Annotated in this window: 17 protein-coding genes and 2 pseudogenes; 8 read left to right on the top strand and 11 right to left on the bottom strand. The window is 73.2% G+C overall.

Translation table 11 applies throughout. The annotated features are described in order from the left end of the window. Positions 1–17 precede the first annotated feature (17 nt). From hisF to hisD, 9 genes are read right to left on the bottom strand one after another with little or no spacing between them, the layout of a single operon-like run. Positions 18–788, bottom strand: a complete 771-nt coding sequence (gene hisF / locus AWQ71_RS07270) for an imidazole glycerol phosphate synthase subunit HisF (protein WP_067128561.1) — start codon at positions 786–788, stop codon at positions 18–20. Beyond that, positions 785–1,201, bottom strand: coding sequence for a RidA family protein (locus AWQ71_RS07265; protein WP_067128559.1), 417 nt, complete (start codon positions 1,199–1,201; stop codon positions 785–787). The genes hisF and AWQ71_RS07265 overlap by 4 nt, the downstream gene beginning before the upstream one ends. Beyond that, complete coding sequence (priA, locus tag AWQ71_RS07260; RefSeq protein ID WP_067128556.1) at positions 1,198–1,923, bottom strand: bifunctional 1-(5-phosphoribosyl)-5-((5-phosphoribosylamino)methylideneamino)imidazole-4-carboxamide isomerase/phosphoribosylanthranilate isomerase PriA; 726 nt, start codon at positions 1,921–1,923, stop codon at positions 1,198–1,200. Before priA ends, AWQ71_RS07265 begins: the two co-directional genes overlap by 4 nt. Before the next feature lie 3 nt (positions 1,924–1,926). Beyond that, entirely contained in the window at positions 1,927–2,265 is a 339-nt protein-coding gene (locus AWQ71_RS07255; protein WP_067128553.1) for a hypothetical protein, read from the bottom strand. Positions 2,266–2,317: 52 nt separating this feature from the next. Further along, positions 2,318–2,956, bottom strand: a complete 639-nt coding sequence (gene hisH / locus AWQ71_RS07250) for an imidazole glycerol phosphate synthase subunit HisH (RefSeq protein ID WP_067128550.1) — start codon at positions 2,954–2,956, stop codon at positions 2,318–2,320. Continuing rightward, positions 2,947–3,099, bottom strand: coding sequence for a CG2302 family histidine operon protein (locus AWQ71_RS42555; protein ID WP_169806520.1), 153 nt, complete (start codon positions 3,097–3,099; stop codon positions 2,947–2,949). The genes hisH and AWQ71_RS42555 overlap by 10 nt, the downstream gene beginning before the upstream one ends. Continuing rightward, on the bottom strand, positions 3,096–3,713 hold the full coding sequence (gene hisB / locus AWQ71_RS07245) for an imidazoleglycerol-phosphate dehydratase HisB (protein ID WP_067128546.1): 618 nt from the start codon (positions 3,711–3,713) through the stop codon (positions 3,096–3,098). Before hisB ends, AWQ71_RS42555 begins: the two co-directional genes overlap by 4 nt. Further along, positions 3,710–4,798, bottom strand: coding sequence for a histidinol-phosphate transaminase (locus tag AWQ71_RS07240; RefSeq protein ID WP_067129008.1), 1,089 nt, complete (start codon positions 4,796–4,798; stop codon positions 3,710–3,712). The genes hisB and AWQ71_RS07240 overlap by 4 nt, the downstream gene beginning before the upstream one ends. Before the next feature lie 26 nt (positions 4,799–4,824). After that, positions 4,825–6,132: a histidinol dehydrogenase gene (gene hisD, locus AWQ71_RS07235; RefSeq protein ID WP_067128543.1), complete on the bottom strand. Its 1,308-nt coding sequence runs from the start codon at positions 6,130–6,132 to the stop codon at positions 4,825–4,827. A gap of 135 nt (positions 6,133–6,267) precedes the next feature. On the opposite strand from hisD, the gene AWQ71_RS07230 reads away from it, so the two are divergent. The 5 genes from AWQ71_RS07230 to AWQ71_RS07210 all read left to right on the top strand — a co-directional run bounded on the left by AWQ71_RS07230 (position 6,268) and on the right by AWQ71_RS07210 (position 12,808). Further along, entirely contained in the window at positions 6,268–7,047 is a 780-nt protein-coding gene (locus tag AWQ71_RS07230; RefSeq protein ID WP_245658150.1) for a DeoR/GlpR family DNA-binding transcription regulator, read from the top strand. Between the two features lie 70 nt (positions 7,048–7,117). Beyond that, positions 7,118–8,611 (top strand): amino acid permease, encoded by a 1,494-nt coding sequence (locus tag AWQ71_RS07225; RefSeq protein WP_067128540.1) that lies wholly within the window; start codon positions 7,118–7,120, stop codon positions 8,609–8,611. Then, on the top strand, positions 8,608–10,053 hold the full coding sequence (locus AWQ71_RS07220; RefSeq protein WP_067128537.1) for an FGGY family carbohydrate kinase: 1,446 nt from the start codon (positions 8,608–8,610) through the stop codon (positions 10,051–10,053). Before AWQ71_RS07225 ends, AWQ71_RS07220 begins: the two co-directional genes overlap by 4 nt. After that, positions 10,050–11,543: an NAD(P)/FAD-dependent oxidoreductase gene (locus AWQ71_RS07215; protein WP_084258653.1), complete on the top strand. Its 1,494-nt coding sequence runs from the start codon at positions 10,050–10,052 to the stop codon at positions 11,541–11,543. The genes AWQ71_RS07220 and AWQ71_RS07215 overlap by 4 nt, the downstream gene beginning before the upstream one ends. Continuing rightward, a complete protein-coding gene (locus AWQ71_RS07210; RefSeq protein WP_067128534.1) occupies positions 11,540–12,808 on the top strand; it encodes an NAD(P)/FAD-dependent oxidoreductase in 1,269 nt (422 codons plus the stop codon). The genes AWQ71_RS07215 and AWQ71_RS07210 overlap by 4 nt, the downstream gene beginning before the upstream one ends. A gap of 57 nt (positions 12,809–12,865) precedes the next feature. Here the strand turns inward: AWQ71_RS07210 and AWQ71_RS41430 are convergent, their stop codons facing one another. Together AWQ71_RS41430 and AWQ71_RS07205 are read right to left on the bottom strand one after the other, a co-directional pair. Then, complete coding sequence (locus AWQ71_RS41430; protein ID WP_218001690.1) at positions 12,866–13,003, bottom strand: hypothetical protein; 138 nt, start codon at positions 13,001–13,003, stop codon at positions 12,866–12,868. Positions 13,004–13,050: 47 nt separating this feature from the next. Next, positions 13,051–14,442 (bottom strand): MFS transporter, encoded by a 1,392-nt coding sequence (locus AWQ71_RS07205; protein WP_067128531.1) that lies wholly within the window; start codon positions 14,440–14,442, stop codon positions 13,051–13,053. On the opposite strand from AWQ71_RS07205, the pseudogene soxR reads away from it, so the two are divergent. From soxR to ybaK, 3 genes and pseudogenes are all read left to right on the top strand, one after another. After that, a pseudogene (soxR, locus tag AWQ71_RS43670) lies at positions 14,441–14,917 on the top strand (redox-sensitive transcriptional activator SoxR); the annotation flags it as partial. The gene AWQ71_RS07205 and the pseudogene soxR overlap by 2 nt on opposite strands. A 24-nt stretch (positions 14,918–14,941) precedes the next feature. Beyond that, positions 14,942–15,226, top strand: a pseudogene (locus AWQ71_RS43665) (transposase); the annotation flags it as partial. Between the two features lie 104 nt (positions 15,227–15,330). After that, positions 15,331–15,831 carry a Cys-tRNA(Pro) deacylase gene (gene ybaK / locus AWQ71_RS07195; RefSeq protein ID WP_067128525.1) on the top strand — a complete coding sequence of 167 codons (501 nt, stop codon included), beginning with the start codon at positions 15,331–15,333 and terminating at the stop codon, positions 15,829–15,831. Positions 15,832–15,897: the final 66 nt, after the last annotated feature.

Here is a 15,897-nt window from a genome sequence, read left to right as displayed (position 1 = left end):
CAGGGGCGGGTCCCAGGTCAGCGCACGGGGTGGCCGGCCGCGCGGAGGGCGTCCTTCACTTCGGCGATCTTCAGCTCGCCGAAGTGGAAGACGCTCGCCGCGAGCACGGCGTCGGCGCCCGCGTCGATGGCGGGCGCGAAGTGCTCCAGCTTCCCCGCGCCGCCCGAGGCGATCACCGGGACGGTGACCGCGGCGCGTACGGCCCGGAGCATCTCCAGGTCGTAGCCGTCCTTGGTGCCGTCGCCGTCCATGGAGTTGAGCAGGATCTCCCCCACGCCGAGCTCCTGCCCACGGCGTGCCCACTCGACCGCGTCGATGCCGGTGCCGCGGCGGCCGCCGTGCGTGGTCACCTCGAAGCCGGAGGGGGTGGGCGGCCCGTCCACGACGCGGCGGGCGTCCACCGACAGCACGATGCACTGGGCGCCGAACCGCCGGGACGCCTCGGTCAGCAGCTCGGGCCGGGCGATGGCGGCGGTGTTGATCCCCACCTTGTCGGCGCCCGCACGCAGCAGCCGGTCCACGTCCTCGACCGTGCGGACGCCGCCGCCGACGGTCAGCGGGATGAAGACCTGCTCGGCGGTGCGGCGCACCACGTCGAGCATGGTCTCGCGACCGCCCGAGGAGGCGGTGATGTCGAGGAAGGTCAGCTCGTCAGCGCCCTCGGCGTCGTAGCGGCGGGCCAGCTCGACCGGGTCACCGGCGTCGCGCAGGTTCTCGAAGTTGACGCCCTTGACCACCCGCCCGGCGTCCACGTCCAGGCAGGGGATGACACGTACCGCCACCGTCACGGAGCCTCACCTCCCGGATCCTCGCGCGTCCCGTCGCACAGGTACGCCTCGACCTCGATCTCGACCAGCATCCGGGGGTCCACGAGCCCGGCCACCTGGATGCTCGTACAGGCGGGCCGGACCGCGCCGAAGACCTCACCGTGCGCCCGGCCGACGGCGTCGAAGTCGTCCGCCTTCACCAGGTATATCCGAGTACGGACGACGTCCTGCACGCTGCCGCCCGCCTTGCCGACGGCGTCGAGCGCGATGCCGATCGCGGTGAGCGTCTGCTGGTAGGCGTCGCCGACGTGCCGGACCTCGCCGTCCACGGTGGCGGTGCATCCGGACACCCACACGCGCGAGCCGGCGACGACCGCGCGGGCGTACCCGTACCGGTCCTCCCACGGGCCGCCGGAGAAGATCCTGGTGCTCATCGGGCACTCACCGCCGCCAACGCCTCTTCCAGGGTGAACGCCTGGGCGTACAACGCCTTGCCCACGATGGCGCCCTCGACGCCGTCCGGCACGAGGCCGGCCAGGACGCGCAGGTCGTCCAGCGACGACACGCCGCCGCTGGCGATCACCGGCCGCTCGGTGCGGCGGCAGACCTCGCGAAGCAGGTCGACGTTGGGGCCGCGCAGCGTGCCGTCCTTGGTCACGTCGGTGACGACGTAGCGCGGGCAGCCCTCCGACTCCAGCCGGTCGAGCACCTCCCACAGGTCGCCGCCCTCCTGCGTCCAGCCGCGCGCCGCCAGGGTGGTGCCGCGCACATCGAGCCCGACCGCGATCCGGTCGCCGTGCTCGGCGATGATCTTGGCGCACCAGGCGGGGTCCTCCAGAGCGGCGGTGCCGATGTTGACCCGGCGGCAGCCGGTGGCCAGGGCGGCCGCGAGGGAGGCGTCATCGCGGATTCCGCCGGACAGCTCGACGTTCACGTCCAGGGCGCCCACCACCGAGGCCAGCAGCTCGCGGTTGCTGCCGCGGCCGAAGGCGGCGTCCAGGTCCACCAGATGGATCCACTCCGCGCCGGCCTCCTGCCAGGCGAGCGCCGCGGCGAGCGGGTCGCCGTACGAGGTCTCCGTCCCCGCCTCTCCCTGCACCAGGCGAACCGCCTGGCCGTCGGCGACGTCAACGGCGGGAAGCAAAACGAGCGACATCAGTCAGGACCTCCGGTCAAATAGGACGGTGACGAGCACCGGGATCAGCAGAATCGACAGGACGAACACGCCGATCCGGGCCGCCCAGCCGTCGAGCAACAGCCAGGCGATGACCTGCGTGAGGAACCACAACACGACGAGCACGGCGTTCTGGTCGCGGCGCCTGCGGGCGAGGAGTCCACCCTGCCTGGCCACGCGTACGCGGCGCGGGAGCACGGCGACCACCCGGCCGCGCAGCTCCCGCCGCCTGGCCGCCCGTGCCTCGCGAGCCGCGTGTTCGGCCGCGCGGCGCTCCCGCTCGGCCTCGCGCTCCGCCCGGCGCCTGGCGCGTTCCTTGCTCACGCGGCCTCCCGACGCGGCGGTCCGGGGCGCGCGCCGGGGAGACCCCGCGGGTTCACAGCGTGCTCAGCCAGTTGGAGAGAAGGACGGCTCCGGCGTCGCCGGACTTCTCGGGGTGGAACTGGGTGGCCATGAGCGGCCCGTTCTCGACGGCGGCGACGAACGGCACACCGTGCTCGGCCCAGGTGACCAGCGGGGCGGGGAAGCCCGGCCCGGGGGTGAGCTGCCACTCGCGCACCCCGTAGGAGTGGACGAAGTAGAACCGGGTCTCGGGGTCGAGCCCGCGGAACAGGACGCTGCCCTCCGGGGCGGACACCGTGTTCCAGCCCATGTGCGGCAGCACCGGGGCGTCCAGGCGCTGGACGACGCCGGGCCACTCGCCGCAGCCCTGGGTGTGGACGCCGTGCTCGACGCCCTTCTCGAAGAGGATCTGCATGCCGACGCAGATGCCGAGGACGGGGCGGGCCGCGGCCAGCCGGCGGCCGACCACGCGGTCGCCCTGGACGCTCTTCAGCCCCGCCATGCAGGCGGCGAACGCGCCGACCCCCGGGACGACCAGGCCGTCCGCCTCGAGGGCCGCGTCGTGGTCGGAGGTCACCGTGACGTCGGCGCCCGCGCGGGCGAACGCCCGCTCGGCCGAACGCAGGTTGCCCGAGCCGTAGTCGAGGATGACGACCCGCTTCGCTACTGCCACCACAGAACTCCCGCGGTCAGCGCCAGCGCGGCGGCCGCGCCGGTGATTATGGCGAGGCCTTTCAGGCCCTGGCGTACGGCGGAGATGACCCCGCCGATCAGGAAGAGCCCCACGAAGATCATGCCGACGGACGCGAAGGTCATAGCACGCCCTTGGTGCTCGGCACGCCGGTCGCGCGCGGGTCCCGCTCCGACGCCTCGCGCAGCGCGCGGGCGAGAGCCTTGAACTGCGCCTCCACGATGTGGTGCGCGTTGCGCCCGTACGGCACGTGCACGTGCAGGCAGACCGCGGCCTGGGCGACGAACGACTCCAGGATGTGCCGGGTCATGGTCGTGTCGTAGTCGGGGCCGATCATCGGGGCCATGCCCTCGGGCTCGGTGTGCACGAGGTACGGCCGGCCGGACAGGTCCACCGTGACCTGGGCGAGCGACTCGTCGAGGGGGCAGGCCGCGGTGCCGAACCGCCGGATGCCCGACTTGTCGCCCAACGCCTCGCGGAACGCGGCGCCCAGCGCGAGCGAGGTGTCCTCGATCGTGTGGTGGGAGTCGATGTGCAGGTCGCCCTGTGTCTTGATGGTCAGGTCGAACAACCCGTGCTTGCCGAGCTGCGCCAGCATGTGGTCGAAGAACCCGACCCCGGTCGCCACGTCGATGACGCCGGTGCCGTCGAGGTTGACCTCGACCAGCACGGACGTCTCCTTGGTGGCGCGCTCGACCCGCCCGACACGGTTCGCGACGGCAACGCGCGCCTCACTCATCCGAGGACCCCTTCCAGCGCGGCCCGGAAGGCCGCCATCTCTTCACCGGTCCCGATCGACACCCGCAGCCAGCCGTCCGGACCGGTCTCCCTGATCAGCACGCCGCGTTCGAGCACGCCCTCCCAGATGGCGTGCCGATCCGGAAACTTACCGAATAGCACGAAATTGGCGTCGGAGTCTGCGACGGAGAGGCCACGTTGCCGTAGCCAGTCCACCGTCGCGTCCCGCTCGGCCCGCAGCGCGTCCACCGTGCCGAGCAGCTCCGTCCGGTGCGCGAGCGCGACCCGGGCCGCGGTCTGCGTCAGCGTGGACAGGTGGTACGGCAGGCGGACCAGCAGCAGCGCGTCGATCACGGCGGGGTCGGAGGCGAGGTAGCCGAGGCGGGTGCCCGCCATGGCGAACGCCTTGGACATGGTGCGCGTGACGATCAGCCGGGGGTTGCCCGGGAGCAGCGACAGCGCCGACGGCGTGCCGGTGCGGGCGAACTCGGCGTACGCCTCGTCCACCACGACCATGCCGGGCGCGGCGGCGAGGATGCGCTCGATCACCCGCAGCGGCAGCGCCGTGCCGGTGGGGTTGTTCGGCGAAGTGAGAAACACCACATCGGGGCGGTGCTCCTCGATCACGCGGACGGCCTGCTCCTCGTCGATCGCGAAGTCCTCTTCGCGCGCACCGTCGATCCACCGGGTGGCGGTGACGCCCGCGATGATCGGGTGCATGGAGTAGGACGGTTCGAAGCCCATCGCGACGCGGCCGGGGCCGCCGAACGCCTGCAGGATCTGCTGGATGACCTCGTTGGAGCCGTTGGCCGCCCACACCTGCCGGGCGGTCAGGCCGTGGCCGAGGTGGTCGGCGAGGTCCTTGCGCAGGTCGAGCGCGTCCCGGTCGGGGTAGCGGTTGAGCGTCGCCGCGCCCTGCCGTACGGCCCGGGCCAGGTCCTCGACCAGGGCCGGCGAGGGCGGGTAGGGGTTCTCGTTGGTGTTGAGCCGGACCGGCACGTCGAGCTGGGGGGCGCCGTAGGCGGTCTTGCCCCGCAGATCGTCCCGGATGGGCAGGTCGTCGAGTGTCGTCACCGCTGCCGTCATGTTCTCTCGCTGGTCGTCCCGGGCCGTCACGAGGGGATCCCCCAGTCGAACCGGGCGCGTACGGCGGCGCCGTGCGCGGGCAGGTCTTCGGCGTCGGCGAGCACGCACACGTGCGGCGCCGCGCCGGCCAGCGCCTCCCGGGTGTAATCGACGACGTGGATGCCGCGTAGGAACGTCTGCACGGACAGTCCGGAGGAGTGGCAGGCGCAGCCGCCGGTGGGCAGCACGTGGTTGGAGCCCGCCATGTAGTCACCGAGGGACACCGGGGAGTAGGGCCCGACGAAGATCGCTCCGGCGTTGCGCACCCGGGCGGCCACCGCCGCCGCGTCCGCTGTCTGGATCTCCAGGTGCTCGGCGGCGTACGCGTCGACGACGCGCAGCCCGTCGTCGAGTGAGGAGACGAGGACGATGCCGGACTGGCGGCCGGAGAGCGCCTCGGTGATGCGCTCGGAGTGGCGGGTGGCGGCGACCTGGCCGGGCAGCTCCTTCTCGACCGCGTCGGCGAGCTCGAGGCTGGTGGTGACGAGCACCGACGCGGCGATCACGTCGTGCTCGGCCTGGCTGATCAGGTCGGCGGCGACGTGGACCGGGTCGGCGGTCTCGTCGGCGAGGACGGCGATCTCGGTGGGGCCGGCCTCGGAGTCGATGCCGATGCGGCCCTTGAGCAGCCGCTTGGCCGCGGCGACCCAGATGTTGCCGGGGCCGGTGACCATGGTGGCCGGCGGGCACTCCTCGGTGCCGTAGGCGAACATCGCCACGGCCTGGGCGCCGCCGACGGCGTAGACCTCGTCGACGCCGAGCAGCGCGCAGGCGGCGAGGATCGTGGGGTGCGGGAGCCCGCCGAAGTCCTTCTGGGCGGGCGAGGTGACGGCGAGGGAGCCGACCCCGGCCTCCTGGGCGGGCACCACGTTCATGACGACGCTGGAGGGGTAGACGGCCCGGCCGCCCGGCACGTACAGGCCGACGCGGTCCACCGGGACCCACCGCTCGGTGACCGTGCCGCCCGGCACGACCTGGGTGGTGGTGTCGGTGCGGCGCTGGTCGCGGTGGACCGCGCGGGCCCGCCTGATCGACTCTTCCAGGGCGGCGCGCACCGCCGGGTCGAGGGTGGCCAGGGCGCGGCCGAGCTCCTCCACCGGGACGCGGGTGGACTCCAGCTCGACGCCGTCGAATCTCGCGGTCAGCTCCCGTACGGCTGCCGCGCCACGATGGCGCACGTCCTCACATATGGGCCGCACCTTCGCCAGGGCGGCCTCGACGTCGAGCTCGGCGCGGGGCAGCACATCGCGCAGGTCACCGGGCAGGGAACCGCGCAGATCGATACGGGAAATCACCCTCACAGTCTACGGACGGCGGCGGAGCGATCGCTTTCGGTCCAGCATGCGGACGGCGCGTCGTGTTGGTGACCGACTATTGACATCTTTCGGTCACTAATCCACACTTTCGGGCAATAGCAGTCAATTTCGGTCATGTGGATGGTGTTCATGCTTCCGGCCCAGCGCCACCAGCGCATCGTCGAGGCACTGTCGCAGGCCGGCACGCTGCGCACCGAGGACCTGGCCGAGCAGCTCGGCGTCTCGCACGAGACCGCCCGCCGCGACCTGGCGACCCTCGAGCGGCGCGGCCTGCTGGCCCGCGTGCACGGCGGCGCCACGGCGGTCACCTCCGGCACCGGCGAGGAGTCCTCCTACCTGGAACGCTCCACCGCGCAGGCCGAGGCCAAGGCGGTCATCGGCGCGCAGGCGGCCCAGGTGCTCCGGCCGGGCCAGACGGTGATCATCGACGTGGGCACCACGGCCGTGCAGGCGGCGCGGGCCATCCCGCCCGGCTTCCGCGGGGTGGTGGCGACGTGCTCGCTGCTGGTCGCCGCCGAGCTGGCCGGGCGGCCGGGCGTCGAGGTGCTCGTCGCCGGCGGCCGGGTCAGGCAGGGCGACCTCGCGGTCTCGAACGCGCAGACCGTGGCGTTCTTCCAGGACCTGCGGGCCGACGTGGCGCTCCTCGGCTCCGGTGGCCTGACCGCGCGCGCCGGGCTGACCGACTACTACCTCGACGAGGTCGCGACGAAGCGGGTCATCCTCGCCAACACGGCGCGCACCTACGTGCTGGCCGACAGCACGAAACACAGCAGGGTCGCCGCCTACCGGGTGTGCGGCCTGGACGGATTCTCCGGTCTCATCACGGACCGGGAACCACCCCCCGAACTCGCGTCCGCCCTGGTCAGGGCGGGTGTGGAGGTAATCAGGCCGTAAGCTCGGCCCGGCGGCGCGGCCACGCCGCCGGGCCCGGACCGCTCACTTTCTTCGCAGCAGGAGACGATCCATGTCCCATCGTTCCACGCCCGCACCCGGGGTCATGACCGGGAGTGACAGCGCCGCCGACGAGGCGATCTCGCACGCGGGGTACTCCCAGCAGTTCAAGCGCACCCTGAAGTCGTTCGAGTCCTTCGCGGTCGCCTTCTCGTTCATCTCGATCACCACCGGCCTGTTCTCGACGTACGGCACCGTGCTCGGCAAGGGCGGCCCGGCCGGCATCTGGACCTGGCCCATCGTGGGCGCGGGCACCGTGATGGTGGCCCTGGTCTACGGAATGCTCGCCAGCCGGATCCCGCTGTCCGGCTACAGCTACCAGTGGGCGAGCCGGCTGGCCTCGCCGGTGCTCGGCTGGTGGTTCGGCTGGGTGTCGTTCGCGTTCCTCGCGATCGTCGCCGTCGCGGTCGACTACGGACTCGCCCAGACGGCGCTGTTCCCGCTGTTCGGCTGGACCTACACCCCGCTCAGCGGCGCGCTGGTCACCGCTGTCGTGCTGCTCGTGCAGATGGTGCTCATCATCTGGTCCACGCCCATCACCACCAAGATCAACAACCTCGCGGTGAGCGCCGAGATCGTCGCGATGATCGGGCTCACCCTGCTCATCGCTGGATTCGCGATCTTCGGCGGGCACGCCGAGTGGTCCAACCTGACCTCGACCGGCGTCGCGTCGCAGGACGGCTACTTCGGCTGGCTCGGGCCGTTCATGCTCTCGGCCCTGCTCGGCGCGTTCACCCTGGTCGGCTGGGAGTCGGCGGCCAACCTCGCCGAGGAGACCATCAACCCCAAGAAGGTGGTCCCCCGGGCCATGGTCCGCGCGATCCTGCTCAGCGTCGCCATCGGCATGGTGTTCCTGATCGTGGTCACCGCCGCTCTCGGCACGGACGTCGCGGGCATCACCGCCTCCTCCGCCCCCGTCGCCCAGGTCATCGCGAACGTGGTCGGCGCCGGCGTGGCGCGGGCCTTCCTCGTCGTCGTGAGCGTGGCCATCTTCGCCTGCGGCCTGGTCATCATGGTCAGCTGCAGCCGACTCGTGCACGCCATGGCCCGCGACGGCCGGCTGCCGTTCTCCGGCGCGCTGAGCCGGGTGCCGCGCGCCACCGGCGGCCCCACCTGGGCCACCGTCGTCGCCGCCGGCGCCTCGATGCTGATCGTCCTCACCTTCTCCGGCAACGCCGACGCCCTGGGCGAGCTGCTCGGCGCGGGCACGCTGATGCCCGCCATCCTGTACGCCGGCACCGTCGCGCTGTACCTCGGCACCCGGCGCAAGTACCGCCCGCAGCCGGACGACTTCCGCCTCGGGAAGTGGGAGAAGCCCGTCGTCGCGGGCGCCGTCGTCTGGCTGGTCATCGAGCTGAGCATCTTCATGATCCCCTCCGACTTCCGCATGGCGCAGCTCTACGCCCTCGGCTCCCTGGTGCTCGGCGCCGCCGTGTTCGCCGTCGTCTGGGTCACCCGCAGGGACCGGCTGACCGCCGAGCCCGGCGTGGGGGTGGAGTCGCTGTGACCACCGTCTTGGCCATCGACCAGGGGACGTCCGGCACCAAGGCCGTCGTCGTCGGGCCGGACGGCGCCGTCCTGGCGCTCGCCGAAGTGCCCGTACGGCCGGCGTACCTGCCCGGGGGCCGGGTCGAGCAGAACCCGCAGGAGCTGCTCGACTCGGTGCTCGCTGCGGGCCGCCAGGCGGTCGCGCAGGCGGGCCGGCCGATCGACGCGGTGACCCTGGCCAACCAGGGCGAGACCGTGCTCGCCTGGGACCCGCTGACCGGGCGGCCGCTGACGACCGCGCTGGTCTGGCAGGACCGCCGCGCCGAGGACGTCTGCGCCGAGCTGGCCGGCCAGGCGGCCCGGATCGCGGAGCTGACCGGGCTCGTGCTCGACCCGTACTTCTCCGCGCCCAAGATGGCGTGGATCCGGCGCAACCTCACCTCCGAAGGAGTGGTGACGACCAGCGACACCTGGCTGGTGCACCACCTCACCGGCGAGTTCGTGACGGACGCCGCCACCGCCAGCCGGTCGCTCGTGCTCGACCTGGACGCCGTCGACTGGAGTCCCGAGCTGCTGCGCCTGTTCAAGCTGGACGGCGAGCGGTTGCCGCGGATCGTCGCCTGTGACGAGATCGTCGGCACCACCCGGGCCTTCGGCGGGGAGATCCCCGTCGGCGGCCTGATCGTGGACCAGCAGGCCGCCCTCCTCGCCGAGGGCTGCCTGCGGCCCGGCGAGGCCAAGTGCACCTTCGGCACCGGCGCGTTCCTGCTCGCCAACACCGGCGAGCGCGCCGTACGGTCCACCTCCGGCCTGACCACCTCCGTCGCGTGGCGGGCCAGAGGCGGCACGCCGTACTGCGTGGACGGGCAGGTCTACACGGCGGCGTCGGCGGTGCGCTGGCTCGGCGACCTCGGCTTCATCGGGGGCGCCACCGACCTGGACGCGACCGCCGCGCCCGACAGCCAGGGCGCGCTGTTCGTCCCGGCACTGGCCGGGCTCGCCGCACCCTGGTGGCGGCCGGACGCGACCGCCTCGTTCCTCGGGATGACGCTGTCCACCCGGCCCGGACACCTGGTGCGCGCCGTGCTGGAGGGCGTGGCCGCGCAGGTGGCCGACCTCGCCCAGGTGGTCGCCCGCGACCTCGGCGCGCCGCTGACCCGGCTGCGGGTGGACGGCGGCCTCACCCGGTCGGCCACGCTGATGCAGGCGCAGGCCGACCTCGCCCAGATGCCGGTGGACGTCTACCCGTCGCCGCACGCGACCGCGCTCGGCGCCGCCGCCATGGCCCGGCTCGCGGTCGACCCCGCGCTGAGCCTGGAGGACGCGGTGCCCGCGTGGACGCCGTCCACGACGTACGAGCCGCGCTGGACGGGCGAGCGGGCCGCCGAGTTCCTGGCCCGATGGCGCCGGGGCGTGGACGCGGCCATGGACAGGGCGGATCTGACGGGGAGCGAAGCATGAACACGCGGCAGATGAGGTACGGCCCGCTGCCGGTCGAGAGGGTCGACGTGGCGGTGATCGGCGGCGGGGTCGTCGGCGCCGCCGTGGCCCGGGCGCTGTCGGCGTACGAGCTGTCGGTCGCCCTGGTGGAGGCGCGCGCCGACGTCGGCGACGGCACGAGCAAGGCGAACACGGCGATTTTGCACACCGGGTTCGACGCCAAGCCCGGCACGCTGGAGTCCCGGCTGGTGCGGCGCGGCTACGAGCTGCTCGGCGACTACGCGACCACGACCGGCATCCCGGTCGAGCGCACCGGCGCGGTGCTGGTCGCCTGGACCGAGGAGGAGCTGGCCGCGCTGCCGGGGCTGGCCGCCAAGGCGGCCGAGAACGGCTACGAGCGGTGCGAGATCGTCGACGCCGAGGAGGTCTACCGGCAGGTCCCGGCGCTGGCGCCGGGCGCGCTCGGCGGGCTGACAGTGCCCGACGAGTCGATCATCTGCCCGTGGACCACCACGCTGGCGTTCGCCACGGAGGCGCTGTCCCGCGGGACGTACCTGCTGTTCAACACCCGGGTCGAGGGTGTCGAGCCGCCCTCCGGCACGGCAGGGGACGCGGCGGACACCGTGTTGCGGACCAGCCGGGGCACGCTGCGCGCGGGCTGGGTCGTCAACGCCGCCGGGCTCGGCTCGGACGTGATCGACGGCCTCTTCGGGCACACGCGGTTCACGGTCACCCCGCGCCGGGGCGAGCTGTTCGTGTTCGACAAGCTCGCCCGGCCGCTGGTGAACCGGATCGTGCTGCCGGTCCCCAGCTCGCGCGGCAAGGGCGTGCTGGTCAGCCCGACGATCTACGGCAACGTCATGCTCGGCCCGACCGCCGAGGACCGCGACGACCGGACCGACACCTCCACCTCCGAGCACGGCTTCGGGTTCCTGCTGGAGAAGGGCCGGAAGCTGATGCCCGCCCTGCTGGAGGAGGAGGTCACCGCCTCGTACGCGGGCCTGCGCGCGGCCACGGAGCACGGCGACTACCAGGTGTTCCTGGACGCCGGGCAGCGCTACCTCGTGCTCGGCGGCATCCGCTCGACCGGCCTCACGTCGGCCATGGCGGTGGCGGAGCACGCGCTCGGCCTGCTGGGCGAGGCCGGGCTGCGGCTCGACGCCAAGGCGACGCTGCCGGACCCGCCGCGGATGCCCAACATCGGCGAGGCGTTCCCGCGCCCCTACCAGCGCGCGGACCTCATCGCCGAGGACCCGGCGTACGGCACGGCCGTGTGCTTCTGCGAGCGGGTCACCGAGGGGGAGATCAGGGACGCGCTCGCCTCGCCCATCCCGCCCGCCGACATCGACGGGCTGCGCCGCCGTACGCGGGCGCTGATGGGCCGCTGCCAGGGCTTCTTCTGCGGAGCCGAGGTCGAGGGGCGCCTGCGCGCCGGGGTCGCGCGGGAGAACAGGGAGTACAGGGAGCACGGGGAGCACGGGGAAACCGAGCAGACGGGGGAAGCGCAGTGAGCGGCACGAACGGCGTCGCGCCGGACGTCACGACCGAGAGCCCGGACGTCGCCGTCGTCGGGGCCGGGCCGTCCGGACTGACCGCGGCACGGGAGCTCGCGGCCTCGGGTCTGGACGTGCTGGTGCTCGACCGGGAGTGGGAGGCCGGGGGCATCCCCCGGCACAGCGACCACACGGGGTACGGCCTGCGCGACCTGCACCGGGTGATGAACGGCCCGGCGTACGCGCGGCTGCTCGCCGAGCGGGCGGTCGAGGCGGGCGCCCGCGTGCGGACGTCGGCGATGGTCACCGGCTGGGCCGGGGAGCGCTCCCTCGACGTCACCACCCCCGAGGGCCGGATCCGGGTGGACGCCCGGGCGGTCGTGCTGGCCACCGGCGCCAGAGAGCGCCCCCGTACGGCGCGGCTGGTGCCGGGCGACCGGCCGCCCGGCGTGATGAACACGGGCCAGCTCCAGAACCTCGTCCACCTGCACCACCGCGAGGTCGGCACGCGGGCCGTGATCGTCGGCGCGGAGCTGGTGAGCTGGTCGGCGGCGCTGACGCTGCGCGAGGCCGGGTGCCGCACCGTGCTGATGACGACGGAGCACCCGCACGCGGAGTCCTACGCCGCGTTCAGCGTGCCCGGCCGGGCGGTGCTGCGGGTGCCGGTGGCGACGCGGACCCGGGTGACCCGGATCATCGGGCACTACGCGGTGGAGGCGGTCGAGGTCGAGGACCTCGCCACCGGGGCGCGGCGCACGGTGCCGTGCGACACGGTGATCTTCACCGGAGACTGGATCCCGGACCACGAGCTGGCCCGCGCCGCCGGCCTCGACATCGACCCCGGCAGCAAGGGGCCGCTGGTGGACAACGCCCTGCGCACCAGCCGTCCGGGCGTCTTCGCGGTGGGCAACCTGGTCCACCCCGTGGACACCGCCGACATCGCGGCGCTGGACGGCCACCACGTGGCCCGGCACGTACGCGACTACCTGGCGGGCGTCCTGCCGCAGGGGCCGGGCATCCCATTGCGGGTGGAGGCGCCGTTCACCTGGGTGTCCCCCGGCCTGGTACGTCCCGGGGCGGGGAAGCCCCCGCGCGAGCGGATCCTGCTGTGGTCGGCCGAGCAGCGGCTCGTCGCCCGGGTCGAGGTGACCCAGGACGGACGGCGCATCGCCCGCCGGACCCTCCCCTGGCCGGTCTCGCCGGGCCGGGTCTTCCGCGTGCCGTCGTCGCTGCTGTCCGGCGCCGACCCGCACGGCGGCCCCATCACCATCGCGCTGGCCTGAGCGGCCGGGCCGGGCTCGCCCCACCACCGGAGCGGGCCCGGCACGCGCGGCGCGGGCTCAGGCCAGGCTGTGCCGTACCCAGACGTTGGGCTCGACGTAGGTGGCGTAGTCGTGGTCCGGAACACAGCGGACCGGCGTGAGCGCCCTCGGCACCTCCACCCAGCCCTCGGCAAGGGAGACGATCTCGATATGCATCACGGCAGGCTATCCACGGCCCTTGGGAGGCCCAACGGGTTTTCCGGTCACGCCCGGGACCGGGCGGCGCGGGCCGTCAGGCAGCCGAGCACGGCGATCAGGGCGAAGCCGAACAGCAGGTAGTGCGCCGAACGGAGGGTGGACGGCTCGCCGAGGTTGACCAGCACCCCGGCGAGGGCGGAGCCGAAGGCGCTGGCGATGAGCTGCACGGTGCTGATCGCCGTGGTCGCCCGGCCCGCCTCCTCCTGGTCGTCCGTGCTGCCCATCACCGCGGTCGCCAGGTGCGGGAACGCCATACCGATCCCGGCCCCGGCGATCATGTACGTCGCGACCCAGAGGATCATGGTCAGCCCGCCGGCGTTCTCCGCCTGCAGGAGCCCGGTGAGCGCCAGGCCGGTGGCGAGCACGGCGGGGCCGGCGACGCGGATCCGCCGGATCGCCGCCGGGCGGACGGCGTTGGCGCTGAGGAACTGGGCCGCGGACCAGCCGAGCGACAGCGCGGCGCCGAGGAACCCGGCCGCCACCGGCGCCAGGCCGCCGAGCCGCTGCCCGAACAGGGGGACGAAGGTCTCGGCGGTGGAGCCGATCGCGAGGACGACGATCGTCAGGTAGATCCACTTCAGCGGCGAGCCGCCCGAGAACGTCAGGGCGGGCAGCACCCGGACCTCGGCGCGGCGCTCGTGGAGGACGAACAGCGCGACCAAGGCGAGCGCGCCCGCGACGGCGAGCGCGGTGAGCGCTCCGCGCGGCAGGACGCCGGCCAGGCTGATCAGCGCCGCCGCCCCGGTGAGCAGGGCGAGCGAGATTCCGGGAACCGGACCGGCGGCGACGCCGTGTTCGCCGCGTGGCAGCGCCCTGGGCACGATGAAGGCGATCGCCACGGCCAGTGCCGCGAGCGTCCCGAACGCCAGCCGCCACGCGCCGATCTGGGCGAAGAGCCCGCCGAGCGCGGGCCCGACGAAGGCCCCGATCCCCCACATCGCCGACACGAGGGCCGCGCCCCTGGTCCAAAGGTGCGGGGGCAGGGCGGAGCGCATGACGGCGAAGCCCAGCCCGGCGAGGAGCCCGCCACCGAGGCCCTGGATCGCGCGCCCCGCGAGCAGGAGCTCCATCACCGGGCTCGCGGCACAGATCACGGTGCCGAGCGTGAAAGCGCCGAAACCGGTCAAATACGCCCCGACAGCCCCGCGCGACGCCAGAATCCTGCTGACGAGCATCGAGGAGATGACCGAAGCGATCAGGAAGACCGTCGCGTTCCAGGCGTAGAAGCGTTCCCCGCCGATGTCGCGCACCGCGGTCGGCAGCAGGCTGGTGGTCACATAAACGTTGATCGCATAGAGGGCGACCCCGCCGGCGAGGACGACGGACGTCCCGATATGTCCGGGGCCGAGCAGCTCGCGCCAGGTCCCGACCCTGGTGCCGTCATCAAGCAAAGTCATGGCACGGACCTTAGAATCTCAAGCGCACTTGAGGTCAACTGGAGGTCCGGTGAACTGGAGATCCGATGACTTGCTCTCTGTCGGCGACGTCTCGCGCCGCACCGGTGTGGCGGTCTCCGCGCTCCACTACTACGAGCGGCTCGGGCTGATCTCCGCGCAGCGGACCGAGGGAAACCAGCGCCGTTATCCGCGGCATATGATCCGGCGCGTCTCCCTGATCGTGGTGTCGAGGCGGCTCGGCCTCTCGCTGGCCGACGTGTGCGACGCGTTCGCCGGCCTGCCACACGACCGGGCGCCGAGCCGGCACGACTGGGCGCGGATCTCCCGCCGCTGGGACGCCCGGCTGGCGGCCAAGAAGATGGAGATCGAGCAGCTCCGCCGCGAGCTTCTCGGGTGCATCGGGTGCGGCTGTCTGTCGATGACGTCGTGCACCCTCCTGAACGCGCAGGACGTCCTCGGCACGCGGGGCCGCGGGCCGCTCCGGCTGGGGGCCGAGCGCCTGGAGCTCGCCGCCGGGGCGCCCGACGGCCGTCCCGAGGCCGATCGGGCGGACGGCGACCTGACCGACGACGAGTGGGCGCGGCTGCGGCCGCTGCTGGCGGAGCCGGAGCCCGGCGGCCGGGGGCGCAGGCGGCGTGACCAGCGGCAGATCGTCGACGGGATCCTGTGGCGCACCCGCACCCTGGCGCCCTGGCGCGACCTGCCCGAGCGGTACGGCCCCTGGCAGACCTGCTACGAGCGGTACCGGCGGTGGGTCGAGGACGGCACCTGGCCCCGCCTGCTGGATCACCTTCACCGGCCCGTGACGCCCGGGGAGGTCGAGGCTGTTTCCAGACAGGACGTTTATTAATTGGAGCCGCCGGAACGGGATGCCCTACCCTTCGAGAGGTGAGCAAGACCAAGAGCAAGGGTGGGCAGGGAACGCCGGCGACCGTGGCGCTGGCGAAGGCCGCGGTGGAGTTCACCCTCCACCCGTACGAGCACGACGCCGGCGCGCAGGCGTACGGCGAGGAGGCGGCGGACGCGCTCGGCCTGCCGTACGAACGGATCTTCAAGACGCTGGTGGCCGAGACCGAGGCCGGGCTCGCCGTGGCGGTCGTCCCGGTCGCGGGCAAGCTCGACCTCAAGGCGTTCGCCGCCGCGCTCAAGGGCAAGCGGGCGGCGATGGCGGACGCGACCAAGGTCGAACGGGTCACCGGATACGTCGTCGGCGGCATCAGCCCGCTGGGGCAGCGCAAGCGGCTGCCCACGGTGGTGGACGAGTCGGCGCTCGGCTTCGAGACGATCTACTTCTCGGCCGGACGGCGCGGCCTGCAGATCGAGACCGCCCCGGCGAACCTGATCGCGCTGACCGGGGCCGTCACCGCCCCGATCGGCAAAATCGGCTGATCCGCCTCGGCGAACCTTGCCATCGCGGAGCGGGGAACGGTTCCGCGAGACTCGGAGGTCCGGCCG

The organism is Microtetraspora malaysiensis, assembly GCF_001528665.1.
GTDB lineage: Bacteria > Actinomycetota > Actinomycetes > Streptosporangiales > Streptosporangiaceae > Microtetraspora_A > Microtetraspora_A malaysiensis.
This window is presented reverse-complemented; position numbering and strand designations above follow the sequence as displayed.